Below are 18834 nucleotides of genomic sequence, written 5' to 3'. Positions count from 1 at the left end.
GTCATGAGCAGTGTTGACGAAGTCAGCGTCGAGGCTGCCCGTCTGGGCGCAAGCGAGCCGAAGGGGGTCTGGACTGGCGAGCGATATCTCGAGAGCCTTATGGATGGGCGACGAGTGTGGCACGAGGGGGAGCGGGTTAGCGTCGTCCGGGACCCACAGTTCGTGGGACCGGCACGTTACCTTGCCAGCTTGCAGGACAGGCAGAGCCAGCCGCCCTTGCGAGATTCAGTCACCGATGCGTCTGAGTCCGGGATGAGGACGAGCCTGTCCTACCTGCTTCCACATACTCGTGAGGATCTCGATCGCAAGGCTCTCGCATCTCATGCATGGATGGAGACCACGTTCGGGCTGATGCCGCGCCTGCCCGACTTCATGTCAAACGTCGTTGTTGGACTCTGGGACTTTAGGTCTCGCCTTGCTAAGGTCGACCGCCGGTTCGCGGAGAACGTCGAGTGGTTCTATGAGCATGCACGTGGAAACGACCTGGTCCTTACGCACGCAATTGGTGACCCGCAGATGGACCGGTCCGTGTCCGTGAAGGATAACCCGGATATGGCCCTGCGTGTCGTGGACCGGAGCAGTGATGGCATGGTTGTGCGTGGCGCGAAGCAACTGGCAACCCTGGCGCCATACAGTCATGAGCTGCTTGTATACCTATCGCCTACCTATGCCCGTCGAGACCTTCCAGAGCACGTTTGTTGGTTCTCGGTTCCGACGAACGCTGAAGGCCTGAACCTCTTGTGCAGACCCTCCATGGCGGGGCGACATCCTGTAATCGGCGATCTAGCCGACCGATTCGATGAGCAGGATGCGATGGTTTTCTTCGATGACGTATTCATTCCGTCGCACCGGGTGTTCCTGCTTGACGACGCAGAGGCAGCGCTTGAGGGATACTGGCATCTCAACAAGTGGGCTCTCTATGTTGGGCAGATCAGATTCCACCACCGGCTCAGGACGACACTTGCTGTAGCGCGACTGGCGGCGCGAGCGATCGGCGTCGATTCCTTCAGGGAGATCCGTTCAGAGATTGGCGAGATAGCCCAGTATGTGGAGATCTCCCGCATGTGTCTTGACTCGATGCTCCGAGACGCGTCGCCAACGGACTACGGACTATGGGCTCCCGGTCCGACTCTTGCTATGGATACTTTTGCCGCGCAGGTGAGTGGTCGCCTTACAGAAATTCTGATCAAGATCAGCGGGTCGGGCGCAGTGATGCAGGCATCTGCAAGTGACTTGGAGGCGCCTCTTCTTAGAGACCTTGTGGCCCGATACATGAGCGGGTGCAGTGTTGATGCTGAGGGGAAGGCGGCTGTGTTCAGACTCGTGCGTGGGCTGGTTGGCACGGAGTTTGGCGCTAGGCAGCATATCTATGAGCTGTGGAACCGTGGGGATCCGGTCCGGAATCGAATGAGTCTCGCTGACGCGATCGAAGGGATCGGTGATGTCGAGCGAGCGGTCCTGGATGAGTTGGCAGATACCTCGACGCTTAGCGATGTCTAGGTGTGTGTCTCGCGTCATGTCCCCTTGTTTGGAACGCCCGTTGAGCCGAACCTGGTGACGTGAAATCTGCCCGCTACAGGGAGGAGTGGAGCGGGCGGCATCAAGCAGTCGATTGGAGAGAGGTGTGGATAGTGCCTGAGAAGAGTGTTGATCCAGGCCGGGGAAACGCGGGTGTCACGGCACCGGTCCGCCGCGGGCTGGACGGATCCCCGCGATCTCCCTGGCTTGGCCTCCACAGGCCCGCTAAGGGGCCGCCTAGGGCGCGCCTTTTGATCATTCCGTTCGCGGGAGGGAACGCCAGTGCCTTCTACCCGTGGCTCGCCCATCTTGGGCCCGCAGAGTGGCTCGAAGTAGCCGTGGTGCAGCCCCCCGGGAGAGGGCCTCGGTTCCGCGAGCCACCTCTCACAAGCCTTGAGGAGTATGCGAGTGCGGTGGCGATGCTTGCTCAAGATCTAGAGAGGGAGCATGGCGCTTCCCCGCTGACACTCATGGGGTATTCGATGGGAGCCCTGGTTGCCTACCTCGCGTTGCGCGACCACGGGGCCTCGCTTCCCGCGGCTCACCTCATCGTCGCAGCCCGGTCTGCTCCGTCCAGTAGGAGCCCGTGCGAGAGAGACGCACCGGCTATGACGAGGGAGCAGCTTCTTGCGCGGCTCCGTCGCCTGCAAGGGACGCCCGAAAGCGTGCTTGACAATCCTGGGCTGATTGAGCCATACCTCGCGAGCATCGCGTCAGAGTTCCAGCTGGTGGATGGGTGGACGAGTCAATTCCTACCGCCCGTACAGGTTGATCTCACAGTAATCGCAGCACTGGAGGATCCAGAAACACCACTTGCTGGTGCCCTGAATTGGGAGCAGTTGACTGAGGCCAACTTCTTGGGTCACATAGTTCGAGGCGGCCACTTCTTCATGAACTCCGCTCGGGAAACGGTTTGCGCGGTAGTCAACGACACTATTGCTCACACAATTGAAGGAGATACAGAATGATCGCGTTCCTGTTCCCTGGCCAGGGGGCGCAGTTCTCGGGGATGGGCGCCAAACTGTTCGATAGTTTCCCATCGGAGGTGTCCATGGCCGATGGCGTTCTTCAGGAGAGCATTGTATCACTATGTCAGGCCGAGGACACATATTTGCGCAGAACAGACAACACGCAGCCGGCCCTGTTCTTCGTAAACGCACTGTATGCCCAGGAGTTGGAGCGGATGGGCATCCGTCCGAGTCTCGCCGCAGGCCACTCTCTGGGCGAGTTGAACTCCCTGGTATGCGCAGGCGTCATGTCGCTCAGGGACGGCTTGAAGGTAGCACTCGCTAGAGGTCGAGCAATGGCATATGCGGCCGAGAAACACGCGTTCCACGGGGGGATGGTGGCCATTGGGTCGGTGACAGACCCGGAAAGTCTGCGCGGGCTTCTTGACGAGGAGTACTCCGACTGTGATCTGGCCGCCGAGAACTCGCCGACACAACTCGCAGTGTCCGGACCAGCGGACCGGGTGAAAGGTCTGGCTCGACGCGTTGAGGAGAGAGGCCTTGGACGCGCAACAGTGCTGAACGTCGGAGGAGCCTTCCATAGCAGGTACATGCGGGATGCGGCAAACGCCTACCGTGAGTGGCTGCTCAGTGGCGAGATTGATGTCAACGCGCCCAGCATCCCCGTCTTTTCTAACGTCACGGCCGAGCCGTACCCATCAGATAGAACTGAAATCACCGAGCTAATGGTGCAGCAGCTGACCTCTCCTGTCCGATGGCGCGATGGGGTTCATGCCATGGCCAAACAGGGGCCTGTTCTGTTCCAGGAACTGGGTCCACGATCAATCGTAACGAGCTTTGCCTCCGAAGTGCTCCAAGCGGTGCACTGTGACGAGGTGGTCGGTCGTCAATGAAAGACAACGGGCGCAAGAGCGGAGCAAGGTCTGACAGTCTCCACGCTTCCATGTCGGTGGAGGAGTTTGATGGAGGGTACTTCTATGCAACGGAGATCAAAGCGTTCGCGCGGGAGATAGGAATTCCTGTTGGAAATCGCCGCAAGACTGATCTCGAGGATCTGATCCGGAGGTTTCTAGAGAGTGGCGTCGTTCCAACTAGCAAGCCTGTGCAGCCGAGAAAAGCGGGCCAGGCCCGTGACAAACTGAGTCTTGACACGCGGGTGACGAACTACGTCGGAGACCGCACCACAAAGGAGTTCCTGCTCAAGTCTGTACGAGAAACGAGTCCGGGCCTCCCTAGCAAGTCAGGTCAATGGTATTGGCTGAATGACTGGCGTCGCCAACAGCAGGCGTCGGGAGCGGTATTTACATACGCAGACCTTGTGAATCATTTGCGGGGTCTCATGCAGACCGAAGGGCGCCTCCCACAGATACCGTCCGCGCGGATGAATAACTTCATAACGGATTATCGCGCAGACCCCAGGAGTCCGAATGTTTCTCGGGAGAGAGTGCTCGACGAGTGGCAGTGGTTGAAGCGGCAGCCAGGCCCAAATACCTATGAAGAGTATCGACGGATGCGTGGTTACTAGAACCTAGTCTAGAGGAGCCGAAACATGGATACTGGAACCGCACGCAGGCTTGCGCGCCTCAGCTCCGGCCAGGACGGGAGAGCACTTCTCGTAGCGCTTGACCATGGGCTTACCGGAGGGCCGCCAAAGGGGCTCGAAAGTTTCTCTGCTGCTAAGTCGTGGGTGGACAATCCGGCAATCACCGGTTTGGTCATGCATCGCGGGACCCTTAAGGCACTCACCGGGCGAGGCATGGCGCTACAGAAACCTGTGCTCGTGCAGTCCAATGGGATGTCTAGGTGGGCTCAGAACCCTTCTGACAAACCCATCCTTGCCTCCGCTGAGGATGCTGTGAGGCTCGGCGCGGACGGCCTGAGCGTCGAGTTCTGTGCTGAGCGCGGCAGCTTTGGAGAAAATTTGAAAGCCATCGCGCGCCAGATTGGCGCGGCGGATCAGTATGGCCTCCCGGTAATGGTTATGCTGAGCATCACTGGCGCGCCGAACGACGGCGATGGATGGGTGGAAATGCACCGCGCTATCACCCGAACGCTGATTGAGATTGGCGCCACATTTATCAAGGTTCGACAGCCCCCAACCGAGGACCTCTGGCGACCGTATCTTGAAGGGATCTGTAATGACGCATGCATTGTCATGGCTGGCGGGGGAGTCGATGAGCCAAGCAGAGTTGTCGAGCGGTTAGGCGCCGGACTGCGGAGCGGCGCCCTTGGCATGTGCGTTGGGCGCAACGTATTTCAGCACCTGGACCCTGCGCAGTTCCTGGCTGAGATTGCCTCATTGCCGATGGGGCACAACGTGACTGTTGCAGACGGCTCTCCTGGTGAACAGGCGCGAGAGGCGGAGGCCGGGAAGTGACGAACTCAGAGGCAGGGATGGTCCAGGCTGTAGAGGACTCGCAGATGGGCGACTTGGAGGCCGTTGTCGGCGAGGATGCGCCGATGACCGCGATCGAGCTCGCCCGCCTGCATCTTGATGCGTCCGTTGGGATCGGGAACTTCGCCTATAAGGCGATGGCGGTATCTCGAGCCCCGGAGCGACAGACTCTGTTTCTCTCGTCCCCGCAGCGATTGGCAAAGGGTGAAACGAGGGGCGCTCTCTCTGTGCGTGAACTGGTAGACTTATCTGAACGATGGGCAACTTGGTACCGGAACAAGGGGATCCAGCCCTACGACGTTGTGGGCGTATACGTCGATGAAGGTTTTCACGCACTTGTGCACCTGTGCGCCCTGTCGTCCATAGGGGCGATCGCTGCGGTTGTCAACGGAGCCATGAAGCCGGAAGTAGCGGAGCGCTATCTCTCTGAGGTTGGCATCAAAGGGAGTGTCTGCTCGGCAGCTCAGCGCGCTGGCCTTTCTCGGGACTTCTGCAGAGACAGTTTCTGCGTTGACGTGGCCCTAACCTCGCTACCGGCGGAGTCAGCCACGGATATGGAGAGGTTCCGGCACTCATACGGCGACCCAGTGCTAATCGCGCACACATCAGGCAGCACAGGGTTTCCGAAAGCGGCGACTCTTGCCCACGGGCAATGGTTCCACGGAATTCGCGACAACATTGCGCGGCAGGCAGGCGTTCCTGGGGGAGTGCGGGTGCATGCGCTACCCACCACTCATAACGCATCGCTGGCTTTCCTGATACACGCAGTCCTTGACGGCGGCCGGGTCCATGTGGTGCCATCCACGGATCCCGATGCTCTTGCTGACAGGATCGAGGAAGTCCACCCGGAGAGTGTTTCGGCATTTCCGCACACCTTCGTTGAGCTGGCGACTCGCCACGCTGGCCGTCGTGACTTCTCCTCGGTTCGGTACTGGATCAGCAGCGGGGACGCCTCCCACGAGGCGCATATTCGCCGTCTAGTGGCAGAGGGACATAGTGTCCGTGGGGGAAAGCGGACAAGTGGATCGATATACGTTGATGGACTAGGTTCGTCTGAGATGGGACATATCAGCTTCCCCACTCAACACACAGCGCAGAGTTCGCTCTATGAGCGCTGCGTCGGCCGCCCGCACGCCTGGGTATCAGCAAGGGTGTTTGACGACGACGGTCACCTCTGTCCTCCCGGGGATGTCGGACGGCTGGGTATCAAGTCTCCGTCGGTAACGGTTGGGTACTGGAACGACAGTGCATTAACGGCCCGGTCAAGGATCGATGGGTTCTTTCTCACAGGAGATCTTGTCTACCGCGACGAATCGGGGCGCTTCTTCCACGTAGACCGCGTGACTGACGCGATGAAGACCCCCTCCGGAGTATGCTACAGCCTGCTTACGGAGGAGTATCTGCTAACACTCGACGACAGAGTGGTTGACTGTGTTGTCGTCCGTGGTCCCGCCAAGGACGATGGGGTCGTTGTGCCGGTCGCGGTCGCTTGGGGTGTAGACACGACCGGTCCGGCTGCGGCCGAGCTTCTGAGAACGTTCAACGAAGGACTCGAAGGGCGTGGGATGGTCTGTCTTGGTGGTGTCTACATCGTGCATCCGGAATTCATACCTCGAGGTGTGACGGGGAAGGTTCTGAAAGGCAAGCTGTCCGAGCTCCTCCCCGTGGATGGAACGACCGGAGAAGAATATGAATGGCTCGTTGATGTGGCGTTTGAAGCACCTGAGGGCGCTTCGTAAGCGAGCGAGTTTCCGATGCGGTTCTGCGCTGGCACTGCCTGACGGCTCGAGGGCCGTTTCGGTGCCGACCCCGTGTGCATCGGAGTGTGTCTCCGTGAGGCATTGCAAGGAGGGTATTCAGGTATGGGAAGGGCTGTAATGACAGATACATACCCGTCGATTGACCGATGGATTGAGGCAGTCAGCGAAGCGAACCCGGGATCCGTCGCGCTCATCGATGCAGATGGGAAGCGGTGGACTTTCGAGGAGTTGTCCACGAGGAAACGTCAGTACATTGGGCTCTTTGCGGATAAAGCGGTGGGGCCGGGCGACTGCGTAGGTCTGAACGGTACGGCTTCCGCCGAGTACGTCTCAGCCGCCTTGGCGCTCATGCATATGGGAGCGATCGTGGTGCCCCTCTCACCTGACCTACCGCTTCGTTACCGGAGGGACCTCATCGAGCGAGCCGGGGCAACAATGGTACTGGCTGATGAGTCGGACCTCCCGGAGTCCCACCCATGGATCAGTGAGCTCGAGCAGCAGCCTGACCCCTTGGAGGTGCCGTGCGTTAGTAGCGCGGAGACGCCATTCCTGCTGATGTTCACATCGGGTTCGTCAGGAAGTCCCAAGGGGGTTCTTCACTGTCATCGACAGCCAGTCAATCGGTTTCGCTGGATGATCAAGGCATTTCCGCCGAGCGAGGATGAGGTGTGCGCAGCCAGGCCGACGGTGTCGATAATGCCCTCCCTGTGGGAAATCTTCGGAGGGCTCGCAATGGGCACTCCGACGCTTTTCATTGGCGGGCAAGACTTGCACGATCCAGCTCGGTGGCTAAGGCGGCTGGCGGCGTTCTCGGTGACACGGATCACACTCACGCCGGATCTTCTCAGAATCCTGTTGACAGAGATGGGCCATCTAGGTTTGGCGGTGGTACCGCCGCTGCGGGTGGTCACGGTTGGTGGGAATACGCTGCCTGATCGAGTGGTCGATCTATCCCGCCGTCTTTTGCCCGATGCGCAGCTTCTCGAGGACTACGGCGCCACTGAAGCCAACACGATCGCGGCAGGACTTCGCGTTAGCAGCGGGGAGCCACTATTTTACCCGATCGATGGCGTGCGGGTCGCCATCTTGGATGAACATGGAGAACGTCTCCCCGACGGCAAGGAGGGGGAGCTCTGCGTAGCAGGGGAAGGGGTTGCACTTGGATACTGGCAAGACGAGTCTCTGAATGAGACCAGGTTCTGTGAGATCGAGGGCCTCGGTCGAGCGTACCGAACGGGCGATCGCGCAAGGATGCTTGAGGACGGCGGCTTCCTGTTGCTCGGCAGAGTTCGCGATCAGGTGAAGCTGAACGGGCTGGTGCTGGACTTGGAGGCCATCGAGAGGGCCCTCCGTGAAGTTCCCGGTGTGGTTGGTGCAGCGGCAGCTGTCAGTGAAACTGGCGACACGGAGGCTTGGTCGGAACTGCATGCGGCTGTGGTGACTGACCACGCTCTTGACCTCCGCAACGTCCGACGGCTTGTCTCCGATATTCTGCCACGGCACATGGTCCCGTCACGGCTTGTACAAGTGAAGGCGCTGCCGAAACTCCCCACGGGCAAGCTCGACCGGGATGCGCTCGGGAAGATCCTTGCGTCAGGGCACATGGACAACGAGGTGAACTCCGAGTCATCAAGCGCGGGTGATGCCATGCGCGCTGCATATCAGGCGGTAACTGGACGGCGGCTCACGGAAGAGCACAACCAGGAGACCTGGGATCTACTTGGGTTGAACTCACTCAGCACTGTCGCGATGGCGCAAGAGTTAAGCGCGCGTCTTGGGGTCGCCCTGAGTGCGACTGAATTCTTCGATCATGTGACTCCCGGAAGACTCCTTGAACATCTAACAACTTTGAGGCCATTGCCCGAACCTGCGGCAACGGCGTCCACACATGATGCAGAACGGGGTGGCCTTGCAATCACCGGCATGTCCGCAAGGGTGCCGGGGGCAGACTCACTCGATGCACTGTGGCAAATGGTGAGAAACGGTGCGGTGGCAGAGGCGTCAGTTCCCCTTGGACGGTGGCCCCTGGAGTCGCCTGATGACTGTGAATTGAGCGGGGCATTCCTCGGTGAAGACCTAGGGCTAAACGCTCGACTCTATGGGATGAGCCCGGAGGAGGCACTCCGGATGGACCCCCAACTCAGGGTAATGCTCTCCGGTGTCAGGCAGTGCCTAGATGACGCCGCGATATCGAGAGAGTCCCTTAGGGGGCGCTCCGTCGGAGTATTTGTCGCGTGTCGCCCGAGCGGCTTTGCGGCGCTTGAGGACGATGCAAGCGTCTCGCGAAGCCCAGAGGCGTTCCTAGGCTCGGATGAGGCAATCCTCGCCGGTCGGATCGCCCACTGGCTTGATGTCAGGGGTCCTGCCATGACCGTGAACACGACTTGCTCGTCGGGGATCACGGCCCTGCATCTTGCTCGTCACTCTATCGAGTCAGGTGAGTGCGAGTCCGCCCTCGTGGTAGCGGCGTGTGTGATGAGCGATCCTGAGTTCCTACGCAAGACGTCCATGCTTGGCGTGACATCAAGGGATGGGCGATGCCGCCCATTTGACGCCGCCGCAAGTGGGTTCGTGCCTGCGGAAGGCTCCGCATGCATTTACCTAGAACGGCCAGGGGACGCTGATGCGGCTGGTCGGGAGCCTTGGGCGACAGTTGTGGACACCCGCCTAAATCACGATGGTCTCTCAAAATCGCTGACCTCGCCAAATGGTGCATCCCAGGCGATGCTACTCAACCAGATCTATGGGGCCAACCCTGTCGCATTAGAGCGGCTTGCGTATATCGAAACACACGGGACCGGCACAGCCTTAGGTGACCCTGTCGAGATCCAGGCACTTCTGCGTCTCGAAGGTAGAACAGGCCCGATAACCCTCGGCTCGCTAAAAGCAAATATCGGGCACACTAATGCCGCGGCTGGCCTGCTTGGGGTCATCAAAACGGTCCTGTGTATGCACCGTCGGGAGCTCCCTCCCCTCGCCGGGTTTAACGCTGCTAACCCTGCCATCACGGGGGAGGCACTAGAGTCATTCGTCTTTCCGCGCCGGGCCACGGACTGGCCTACTAGCAAGCCGTATGCTGGCGTAAGTGCCTTCGGTATGAGCGGAACAAACGCGCATGCCATCCTTCGCATGGAGCCGACGCGGCAAGGTGCGCCAGAGGAGCGCAACGCTGCGGCGGATACTATTCATCTCAGCGCAGCCGATGACGCTGCCCTGCGTTCGTATGCAGGTGACCTGGCTCATGCGCTAGAGCAGTCTACGGCCCTCTCTCTGTCGGGCATTTCCACAACGCTAAACCGCCGGTCCCGAGAGAGGGAAGCGGTCACGCTCCTTGTTGGAAGTGTCCAGGAGCTCATCGAGCAACTTCACCTGATCGAGTCACAGGGAGCTCACCACCAGCATGTGGACGGCCCGTGGCCAGCCGAGCCTAGTTCCGGCGCTAGCGTCGTTCACCTGCCCGTATCGGGGGAGGGAACTGCAGCCAGCAACGGATGGCAGAACAGTGGTGGAGGTCGCTGTGATTGGGAGGCGGCGCGAGGCTCAAACGGTGGATTGAGCACCGTACTTGAAAGGCTTTGCACCCGCTGTGTCGGGGACCAGGACTGGGAAGCCTCCGCGGAGACGCCGCTACGCGATCTCGGCTTGGACTCGATTCGTGCAGTGAGCCTGAAGGACTCGCTTCAGGAGCAGTATGGAAGTAGTCCATCATTGTTTGAGCTACAAGAGACGGCGAGCCTTGCCTCACTTCAGCGCACCCTTGCACCCGGTTCGGGGGCCGCGCGTTCCAATGAGGCATTCCTTGAACAGGACCGGCCTCGTATGCGGCTGGTCGATGCCGACTCGGCCCCCTTGACGGACCTTCAGGGCGTGTACCTGGCTGCGAAAATGCAGCGAGGACCTGTTGAACAGCGGGTTGGTGCTTGGAATGTCATGTTCATCGATCCGGGAGTTCGCCTTGACGAAGATCGGCTCTCCAGCGCTTGGAATCGGGTCACCGAACGACACGGAATGCTACGGGCGAGGGTGACACGGCTGGGGCGTCAGTACATCGCGATGCCCGATTCGCATTCAGTTCCGGTCATCCGGCCGGTGCAGTCCGAGGAGTCCCTCGTAGCAGAAATGCTGGCTGAGGCTGCCGGGTGGGCCGAGGGACCGATGGTGACACTCAGGATCCTTCGGGGGCCCACGACGGACAAACTTGTCGTGGGCGTCGACTCGTTCGTCGCAGACGCTATGAGTACACACATCGCCCTGGGGGATCTCTGGAGTGCATACGACGGTGCGGAGCTCGGGCCAGACATTCCCGATGGGGCGTTCTTCGGCATTCGGTGCGACCAGGAGTCAGTGAGGAACGATGACGCTCGCCGAGCTGCACTGAAGCATTGGGATGGTCGGATCAGCGGGTGCCGACCGGCAACCGTGGAAGCACTGCGCGTAGCCAGGACATCCGATGCGGAGAGCCAGGGCTGGATGAGACTCAGCCACCGCCTTACGACAGCGCAGAGGACTGTCCTTGAGACGAAGGCGCAACGAATCGGAGTACCGGTCCTTACGTATCTGTTTGGCATATTTCGAGAATGGTGTGCCAATCGTTCTCGGGAGCAGATTCTCGTGGCTCTCACGGTTACAGACCGTCCGCATGATTGGAAGGACATTGATTCGGTCGTTGGGCCCTTCACAGAGATGATGCTCCACCCGATCGAGGTCGGTGCGCGGGCAACTGCTGCTTGGAAACTGCAAGAGGAACTGGACCGAGATCTCACGTACAGGTCGATGACAGGAACAGAGATCCTGAGGAAGAGGTCTATCGATCCGCCTCGGGTGGTGTACTCGTCGGTGACCCAACGTGCACGGGGGCGTGGCTACCCGGTATCCAGATCCCTGAGTGTGACCTCGGGGGTCCAGATTCATGCTCACGCGACTCGGGAGGCGAGCGGTGAGGTGCTCCTGGACTGGGACGTCGATACGCAAGCATTGGGAGATGAAAGCGCGCGAGAGCTGTTCGACGAGTACCGCGAACTCGTTGCACAGTACCTTACTGAAGGCCTTTCTGTGTCTGAGGGACAGGCGAGCACCACGGCCAGTGATGGCTCTGATGCGCCTCTTACCCGGGTGCCGCTAACACGGGCAATGCGTAGCTACCAAGCTCAGAGGGCGTTGGCGAGAGACAACGCGGTCGCGTATGCAGTGCGCGTGTATGCCATTGACGCAGACCAGCTGCCAGCTGTGTTCGCACGGTGGCGTGCTCTCTTCTTGCATCACGAAGCCCTGCACACAGTACAGACGCCACACGGACAGTTCCGACTCAGCGGTCGAGCGCTATCGCCGACCGTGACACGCTACGAAGCATCGGTCACGAGCAAGCTAGGCGACTGGCTGTCGCAGGTCGAAGAGTGGGAGGCAGCCGCGCTTGCACAGAGCGCGTGGCCACCGGTTCGTCTATCCGTCGGAACCCATGGCGAGCTTAACTACCTCTTTATCGCTTTCAATTGCCATTCTCTGGACGCCGTCTCGACGCTACTGGTGTCCCGATCATTACTCTCGGCGACCAGCGATACAGATCTGGATCGGGAGCGGGACGACGCGCTTCAGTATGCGACGTGGCAGAAAGACCACGCGGCCACAAACGGTGGGGAGAAATACTGGCGTGCTCGCCTAGAGAGACTTTCTGGGGCGCTCCCTCGCTCGTCCTTATCTACATCTACGCCAGGGTATGGAGAGACGCGAGTCTACTCCTTAGACTTCTCCGTTCCTGTCGGGCAGACCAGAACAGATAGTGCCGCGCTTGTTGCATGGGCGTTCCGTAGAGGGCTAAAGAGCGTGGCAGAACTCTCGCATCATGCAACCATTTGCATCGATTATGTCGATCGAACGGAGCGTCCCTCGTGGGAGGTTGCGCTCGGCGACTTCAGTACGTTTGGGTTTCTTCTGCCCGGCGCCGAATATGAGAGCCTTGAAAGCGTTAAGGCGCAACGAAGGGACGACGTCGAGAATCGAAGGACAGACTGGTTTCCCTTGACGCATGAATACCTCGGCGCTTCAGTCACGCCCTTCCGTACCGCATTCACCGACGCCCTGAGCTGGCAGCATTCCAACGCCGCCTCAGAGATGACTGCCACTCACGCCGCGGCATACACAGTGGGCGTGGTCGTGGACTGTCTCGTCTATGGGGCGGGGAGTAAGGTGACTGCCGAACTAAGCGTCGGTACAGCACAGATGAATGCGAAGGAGACTGAGGAAATGCTGAAGGGCTTCAAAGCGGCTCTCGACTCGCAGGGCATGCGTGCCATTGAGCAGAACGCTAGTGAGGCAGATGTGGACGCCGAGGAATTCCAGGCACGGCAAAACAGAACTAGCGCGCCATTCGAACGTGACGCAACGATCGTTCAGCTCTTCGATAGGGCTGCAAAGACATGGCCCAGCAGTGTGGCGGTCACTGACGACCACGAGAAATGGACGTATGCTGAACTCTCGGACCGCGTTGATGCGTACGCCCGTGCCCTCTCCCAGGGTCACGGAATCGGATGCGGCGACGTCGTCGCGGTCCGAATGAAACGCGACCGGAGACAGCCTGCTGTCCTGTTAGCAGTGATGCGACTCGGGGCAGCCTTCGTACCCCTCAACCACGGTGAGCCAACTGAGCGCCACAACAAGAGCATTGAGAAGTCTCAAGCACGGCTCACAGTGCTGTCTGTCCCAGACGAGCAGATCAAGGGCGAGTCAGTCACAGTTGCAGAGCTTGAAGACCCCCTTGCTCGCGCGAATACCGTAGTTCCAGATGCATCAACGGCAGAGTCACTGGCATACATTGTCTTCACCTCCGGCAGTACCGGATCGCCCAAGGGGGTGTTGGTGCGGCACAGGCCGGTCGTCAACCTCTTTCAGGACCTGGTTCCCAGGTTTGGAATTGGTCCTCAAGACAAAGGGGCCTGGGTCAACGCGGCTGGATTCGACCTGACGATTTTTGACCTGTTCGGGCTGTTGGCGGCAGGCGCTACCATCCGTGTAGTCAATGAGGTGGATCGGCTTGACCCGAGGAGAATCGCGCGCATCATCGCATCTGAAGGGATTACTTTCTGGAACTCAGCCCCGGTTTTTTTTCAGCCTGTTCTGGAACAGATCATCGGCCTTCGGCTAGTCCAGCAGTGCCGATTGAGACTTGCCTTCCTTAGCGGGGATTGGATTCCGCTGGAACTCGCTCGTCGGTGCCTCGCGGAGGTGCCACAAACGCAGGTCGTCGCCCTCGGCGGGGCGACAGAAGCCGTGGTCTGGTCGAATCTTCATCTGATTACGCAGGTCTCGAGCGATTGGCTATCGATCCCGTATGGGCGTCCGATCCAGAACTCTGAGTACTGGGTCCTTGACGAATCAATGCAACCGCAGCCCCCTGGGGTCCCCGGAGATCTATACATCGGTGGTGAGTGTCTGAGCGATGGATACGTCAACGACCCCGAGCAGACTCGAGCAGCGTTTGTTCCTGACCCGAGAGACGAGAACCGCAAGATCTATCGGACGGGCGACAGAGCCCGGTTCATGGATAACGGCGAGATCGAGTTCCTGGGGCGCTCGGATCGCCAGGTAAAGGTCCGCGGGCATCGAATCGAGCTCGGCGAGGTTGAGCGTGCCATGGCTGAGGCGGGATTCGTCGCTCCCGTCGCTCTAGCGACGGAGGGGGGCCAGGCCAACGCGATGAAGCGTTCGCTCGTCGGCTTCTGTACAGGAACAAGGAATCGACATGCGCAGGAGCGATTGGAACATCTGCTGCCAGCACACATGATCCCGTCCAGGATCACCGTGGTGGGCGGCTACCCCACGACGGTGAATGGGAAGCTCGACAACGCGGCTCTTCTGCTAATGGTCGATCAGCATCCGTTGTCGCCGGCTGGAAGTGAGGGTGGCGACTCCCGCGATAGGGATGACGGTGCGAGTATTGAGAGCTGGCTACTGGACTTCGTCTCAGATGTGCTCGAATGCTCAGTTGAGGACCTCGATGGTTCCTTGGGCCTGGGGCACCAGGGCTTCAACTCGCTGCACTATGCACTCTTGGCTAACCAGATTTGTGACAACTTCGGCTGCGATGTCACGACCGCCCAGTTGCTTCCGCTGGCCTCACTCGATGAGGTGATTGAGTTCGTAAGCGGACTCGTCGGAGACGGTGTGTCTCCTTCACGTGGGGGTGTGCAGGCGGAGGCGTCCCCGAGTCAGGGTGCACCGGCAAGTCACAAGGTTGGGCTAGAGGGAGCAAGCCGAGGTGGGGAAGATGCTCCTCGGGACGGGGTGAGCGAGCGTCTGGGTGCTGGTTCCCCTCCGTCGAGCACAGCCACAGAGGACCTTGTCGCCGTGGTCGGGCTGTATGCGCGAATGCCGGAGGCTAATAGTGCGGAGCAGTACTGGCTCAACCTCGTCGAGGGGCGGGATTGCGTGGTGGAGGTGCCTGAGGACCGTTGGGACTGGCAGGCGGTCTACGGTGATGAGGCAGGACGTGACCTAACCACCTCCCGGTGGGGCGGGTTCCTTAGCGACGTTGACAGGTTTGACGCGGACCGTTTCCGAGTCTCGCCGAGGGAGGCGGAGATGATGGATCCGCGGCAACGACTTGCCCTGAGCGGGGTGTGGCAGTTGATGGAAGACTCGGGGTACGCGCCGGTAACTACTACTCCCCAGAGCGTGGGGCTGTTTCTGGGAGTGACTGGGGACGAGTACGGGGCGTTGCTGGCAGAAAGAGGCGTCGTGCAGGATCAGCTCAGCCTGATCGGGACGGGGCGCTCGATCATTGCAAACCGAGTCAACTATACCCTCAACTGGTCAGGTCCAAGTGAGGTGATCGATACCACCTGTTCGAGTTCACTGGTTGCGATTCATCATGCAGTCTCAGCACTTCAGCGTGGCGACTGTGCCATGGCTGTGGCTGGCGGCGTGTCAGTACTGATTGATTCCAGGCCTCATATTGCCCTGTCCAAGGTCGGCGTCCTCGCCGCAGATGGCCGGTGCAAGACGTTTGATGCGCGTGCTGACGGATACGTACGCAGTGAAGGAATCGGGCTGGTACTACTCAAGCCTCTGTCGGCCGCTCTGGCTGATGGGGATCAGGTCAGGGCGGTTGTCAGGACGTGCCGGATCAACCACGGAGGGCGCTCGTCTGCCTTGACCGCACCAAACGTTGCAGCCCAGACAAACCTGATCGAGCAGGCTCTGGAGGAGGCTGGCCCGGGCGTAGCAGGGCTTGGACTCCACGAGTCTCACGGCACCGGCACAGTGCTGGGGGACCCGATTGAGCTTGACGCGTTTCAGCGTGCGATTAGGACGCAACTTGAGCGGGAAGGCATGGAGTGCCTGCCTACCCCCGTGTCTGTGGGATCGGTCAAGTCCGCGATAGGACATGCCGAGGCTGCTGCTGGGGTAGCGGGATTCATCAAGGCGGTGCTCGCCCTACAAAATAGGGAGATTCCGCCACTGGTGCACCTGCAGACCGTGAACCCTCGGATCGATCTTGATCCGTCTCTAATTCATCTTGGTGGGCAGCGGCTCGATTGGAGCGACCCGGCGGTAAACGAAAGTGCAGGGCTCACACGGAGAGCGACCGTCAGTGCCTTCGGCTTTGGGGGCGTGAACGCCTTTGCCGTGCTTGAGGAAGCGCCGGCGTGCGAGCCCCGGCAGGAGCGCAACGCCACCGAGTTTTTTGTGCTAAGTGCCCGAACGGACTCCGATCTGAACTGGTACGCGAACAGTCTTGCGAGCTGGCTCGAGGACGAAGGCAGAGACGTGCCTCTAGCGGATGTTGCTTTTACACTGCGGTGGGGCCGTGTGCAGGACAGCCGGCGTGCTGCCATCGTTGCGAGTACCCGGGACGAGCTTGTATCGGCGTTGCGTTCCGTGAACGGTGGCGCGGTCGGGCATGGCAGTGAGCCCCTTGACGTGGCATTGCGCTCAGGCTCGGTCGAGAGTGTTGCCGAGGCGTGGCAGGTGTCGGCGGAGACGGCTGACTGGTCCCGGCTCAGCACTCTCCCGTCCAGCCAGCCAAGACGGGCCCGGTTGCCTCTGTCGCGTCTTCGGCCCCAGCGGTTCTGGCACTCGGCACTTGAGAGAGTGCCCTCCTCCGGGCGCTGCAGGTGGCGTCCTCTTGAATTTGCCTCAGGGGAGCAGATCCTGCGCGTGACCGCGCGTGACGGGTTCCTGGCGGAGCATTCCGTGGCTGGAGAACCGGTCCTGCCAGGGGCTGCTTGGATCGTTGCTGCTGCTCAACTTCTCCATGCGAGCAGTGACGTGTCTCTTCGCAACGTGGTGCTCCAGGCGCCGCTCACACTTCAGGGGGAGCCGGCGGCCGACGTGCTGGTAGAGCGGGATGACGACCGGATCGGTTTCCGACGACGGGTAGATGGCGCCCCAACCTTGTGCTCCATGCGCGTTGACCGCAGCCGCCTGAACGATGAGCCGCCGCTCACGGCGTATCGGAGAACCTTCTCGCGCCACTACAGCACCGACGAATGCAAAAGAGAGTTCGAAGGCAAGCGGATCGATTATGGTCCCCTCTTTCAGGTCATTAAGGACTTCTGGGTGTCCCCAGACGAGGCACTCGCACATGTTCGTTTGAGCGAGCACGCTGCGGTCGAAGACAGGGAACTATCGATCCCCATCGTGGATGCTCTGTTCCAGGCCGTGATGCTGTTCGAGGCGTTCAACGGGAAAGAGGGGACACGAGTCCCTGTCTTCGCCGAGGCAGTGGAACTGCGCCGCGCTCCGACCCGAGAGGGGTTCGTACGTGTGACGGAGGCGGCGGAGGGGACGCGCCATGACGTGTGGCTCTTCGACGACGCGGGCACCCCGTGTGTTGCTCTGAAGGGTGTGAGGGGGCAGGAGCTCTCAGGGGGCGTCGACGAGACAGACGGCTTCGTTGGGCTCGAGCCAACCTGGAGGGACTCTCGGCTCGATCACGCGGGCCATGGAGGCATGGGCCAAAAGGAGGCTCTGCCCTCTCGGCCTGAAGGCGGTTTATCAGGAGTCGCCTCATGGGTGAGAGAGAGTGACTCAAGTCTGACACTACGCGTGAGTCTTGAGAAGGGCCCCCAAGAGGTCTTGCTTGACTGCATGACTGCTGTGCAGGAGGTTTATAGGGGAATGGGCAGCATGGAGCCAGGGTCCGTGCGCACGATGGTCTTTGTGGTACCTGAGGCCCAGCCAGGCGCCGAGATCGTGGCTTCTGGTCTAGCCGGTCTTGTTGAGACCCTCCGAGCCGAGGTTCCCGGTGTCTCCGCGGCAGTCTTACTCTCTCCGCCGGAATGGTCGTGGTGCTCTGCTGCGTTGCACGCGTCCCGGGCAGGTGGGCTCTACCGTGTTCGGAGCGGTGTACTACAGGAGCAGGTCCTCGAACCTGTCCAGATTCCGCGCCTGGAAAGCGAGCAGAGGCTACTAGGCGGTGGTGCAGAGGGCGGAGGCTTCGTCCTGGTCACAGGGGGCGCAGGCTTCATCGGATCGCATCTCTGCGACCGTCTCGTTGATGACGGTGCAACCGTGCTTGCGATCGGTCGGGCGGAGGACCGGTCCGATCTGCTTAGTGATTCTGTCTACTATCAGCAAGTCGACGTCAAAGACATGTCCGCCCTGAGACGATGCCTTGATCACTGGCGGAGCAAGCTCGGACCGGTCCGCGCGGTCTACCATCTTGCTGGAACCGAGCCGGGAGGGCTATTCGTGGCCTGTGATGTGCATGAGCTCAAGGACCAGGTCGAAGTAAAGCTCGGCGGGTTAATTAACCTGGACCTTGCGACTCGCGTCGATGCGCCAGGCGTTTTTGTTGCCTTCTCTTCGGTCGCCGCGCATGCGGGAGCAGTAGGGTGCGCTGCCTATGCTGCGGCGAATAGAGCAGTTGAAGCGTATATTGCGGAACGCAGTCGGGCTCAGACTGGCCGCAGTATTTCGGTAGCATGGTCGGCGTGGCCTGAGGGGGGTATGAGCTTCCAGGGGCCTAAGGCCTTGGAAATCGAAGCTGAGGGGATCCGGCCAGTACCGTATAGTGCGGCGCACTCATGGATTGAACGCGCGTTGAGCGTGGAGGGCGTTTATACGCTCATTAGTCCATTTGGCAACACCGTGAAGGTGCTGAGGAAGTTCACGGCGGAGCGTAGATCCGTAGAGGTGTGCTCGATGATCGATGGTGCTATTCAATGAAGCGCGCACTGGCTCAGCCGGGAGAGGC

7 protein-coding genes are annotated in these 18834 nt (G+C 60.3%); all 7 read left to right on the top strand.

The annotated features are described in order from the left end of the window. Positions 1-3 precede the first annotated feature (3 nt). The 7 genes from CWS50_RS02010 to CWS50_RS01985 all read left to right on the top strand — a co-directional run bounded on the left by CWS50_RS02010 (position 4) and on the right by CWS50_RS01985 (position 18806). Positions 4-1500, top strand: a complete 1497-nt coding sequence (locus CWS50_RS02010; RefSeq protein WP_180342301.1) for a 4-hydroxyphenylacetate 3-hydroxylase N-terminal domain-containing protein — start codon at positions 4-6, stop codon at positions 1498-1500. Positions 1501-1559: 59 nt separating this feature from the next. Further along, complete coding sequence (locus tag CWS50_RS14015; RefSeq protein ID WP_127841454.1) at positions 1560-2486, top strand: thioesterase II family protein; 927 nt, start codon at positions 1560-1562, stop codon at positions 2484-2486. After that, the gene (locus tag CWS50_RS02000) at positions 2483-3379 is read left to right on the top strand and encodes an ACP S-malonyltransferase (protein ID WP_127841453.1); all 897 of its coding nucleotides are present in this window, start codon (positions 2483-2485) and stop codon (positions 3377-3379) included. Before CWS50_RS14015 ends, CWS50_RS02000 begins: the two co-directional genes overlap by 4 nt. Next, complete coding sequence (locus CWS50_RS14010; protein WP_371854613.1) at positions 3376-4011, top strand: hypothetical protein; 636 nt, start codon at positions 3376-3378, stop codon at positions 4009-4011. The genes CWS50_RS02000 and CWS50_RS14010 overlap by 4 nt, the downstream gene beginning before the upstream one ends. 24 nt (positions 4012-4035) lie before the next feature. Next, positions 4036-4863, top strand: a complete 828-nt coding sequence (locus tag CWS50_RS01995) for a class I fructose-bisphosphate aldolase (RefSeq protein WP_127841452.1) — start codon at positions 4036-4038, stop codon at positions 4861-4863. Then, complete coding sequence (locus CWS50_RS01990; RefSeq protein ID WP_127841451.1) at positions 4860-6620, top strand: class I adenylate-forming enzyme family protein; 1761 nt, start codon at positions 4860-4862, stop codon at positions 6618-6620. The genes CWS50_RS01995 and CWS50_RS01990 overlap by 4 nt, the downstream gene beginning before the upstream one ends. A gap of 123 nt (positions 6621-6743) precedes the next feature. Continuing rightward, complete coding sequence (locus CWS50_RS01985) at positions 6744-18806, top strand: non-ribosomal peptide synthetase (RefSeq protein ID WP_127841450.1); 12063 nt, start codon at positions 6744-6746, stop codon at positions 18804-18806. Positions 18807-18834 lie beyond the last annotated feature (28 nt).

The organism is Actinomyces wuliandei (assembly GCF_004010955.1).
Lineage (GTDB): Bacteria > Actinomycetota > Actinomycetes > Actinomycetales > Actinomycetaceae > Actinomyces > Actinomyces wuliandei.
The sequence above is the reverse complement of the archived record's forward strand: the minus strand, read 5'-3'. Positions and strand labels throughout refer to the sequence as shown.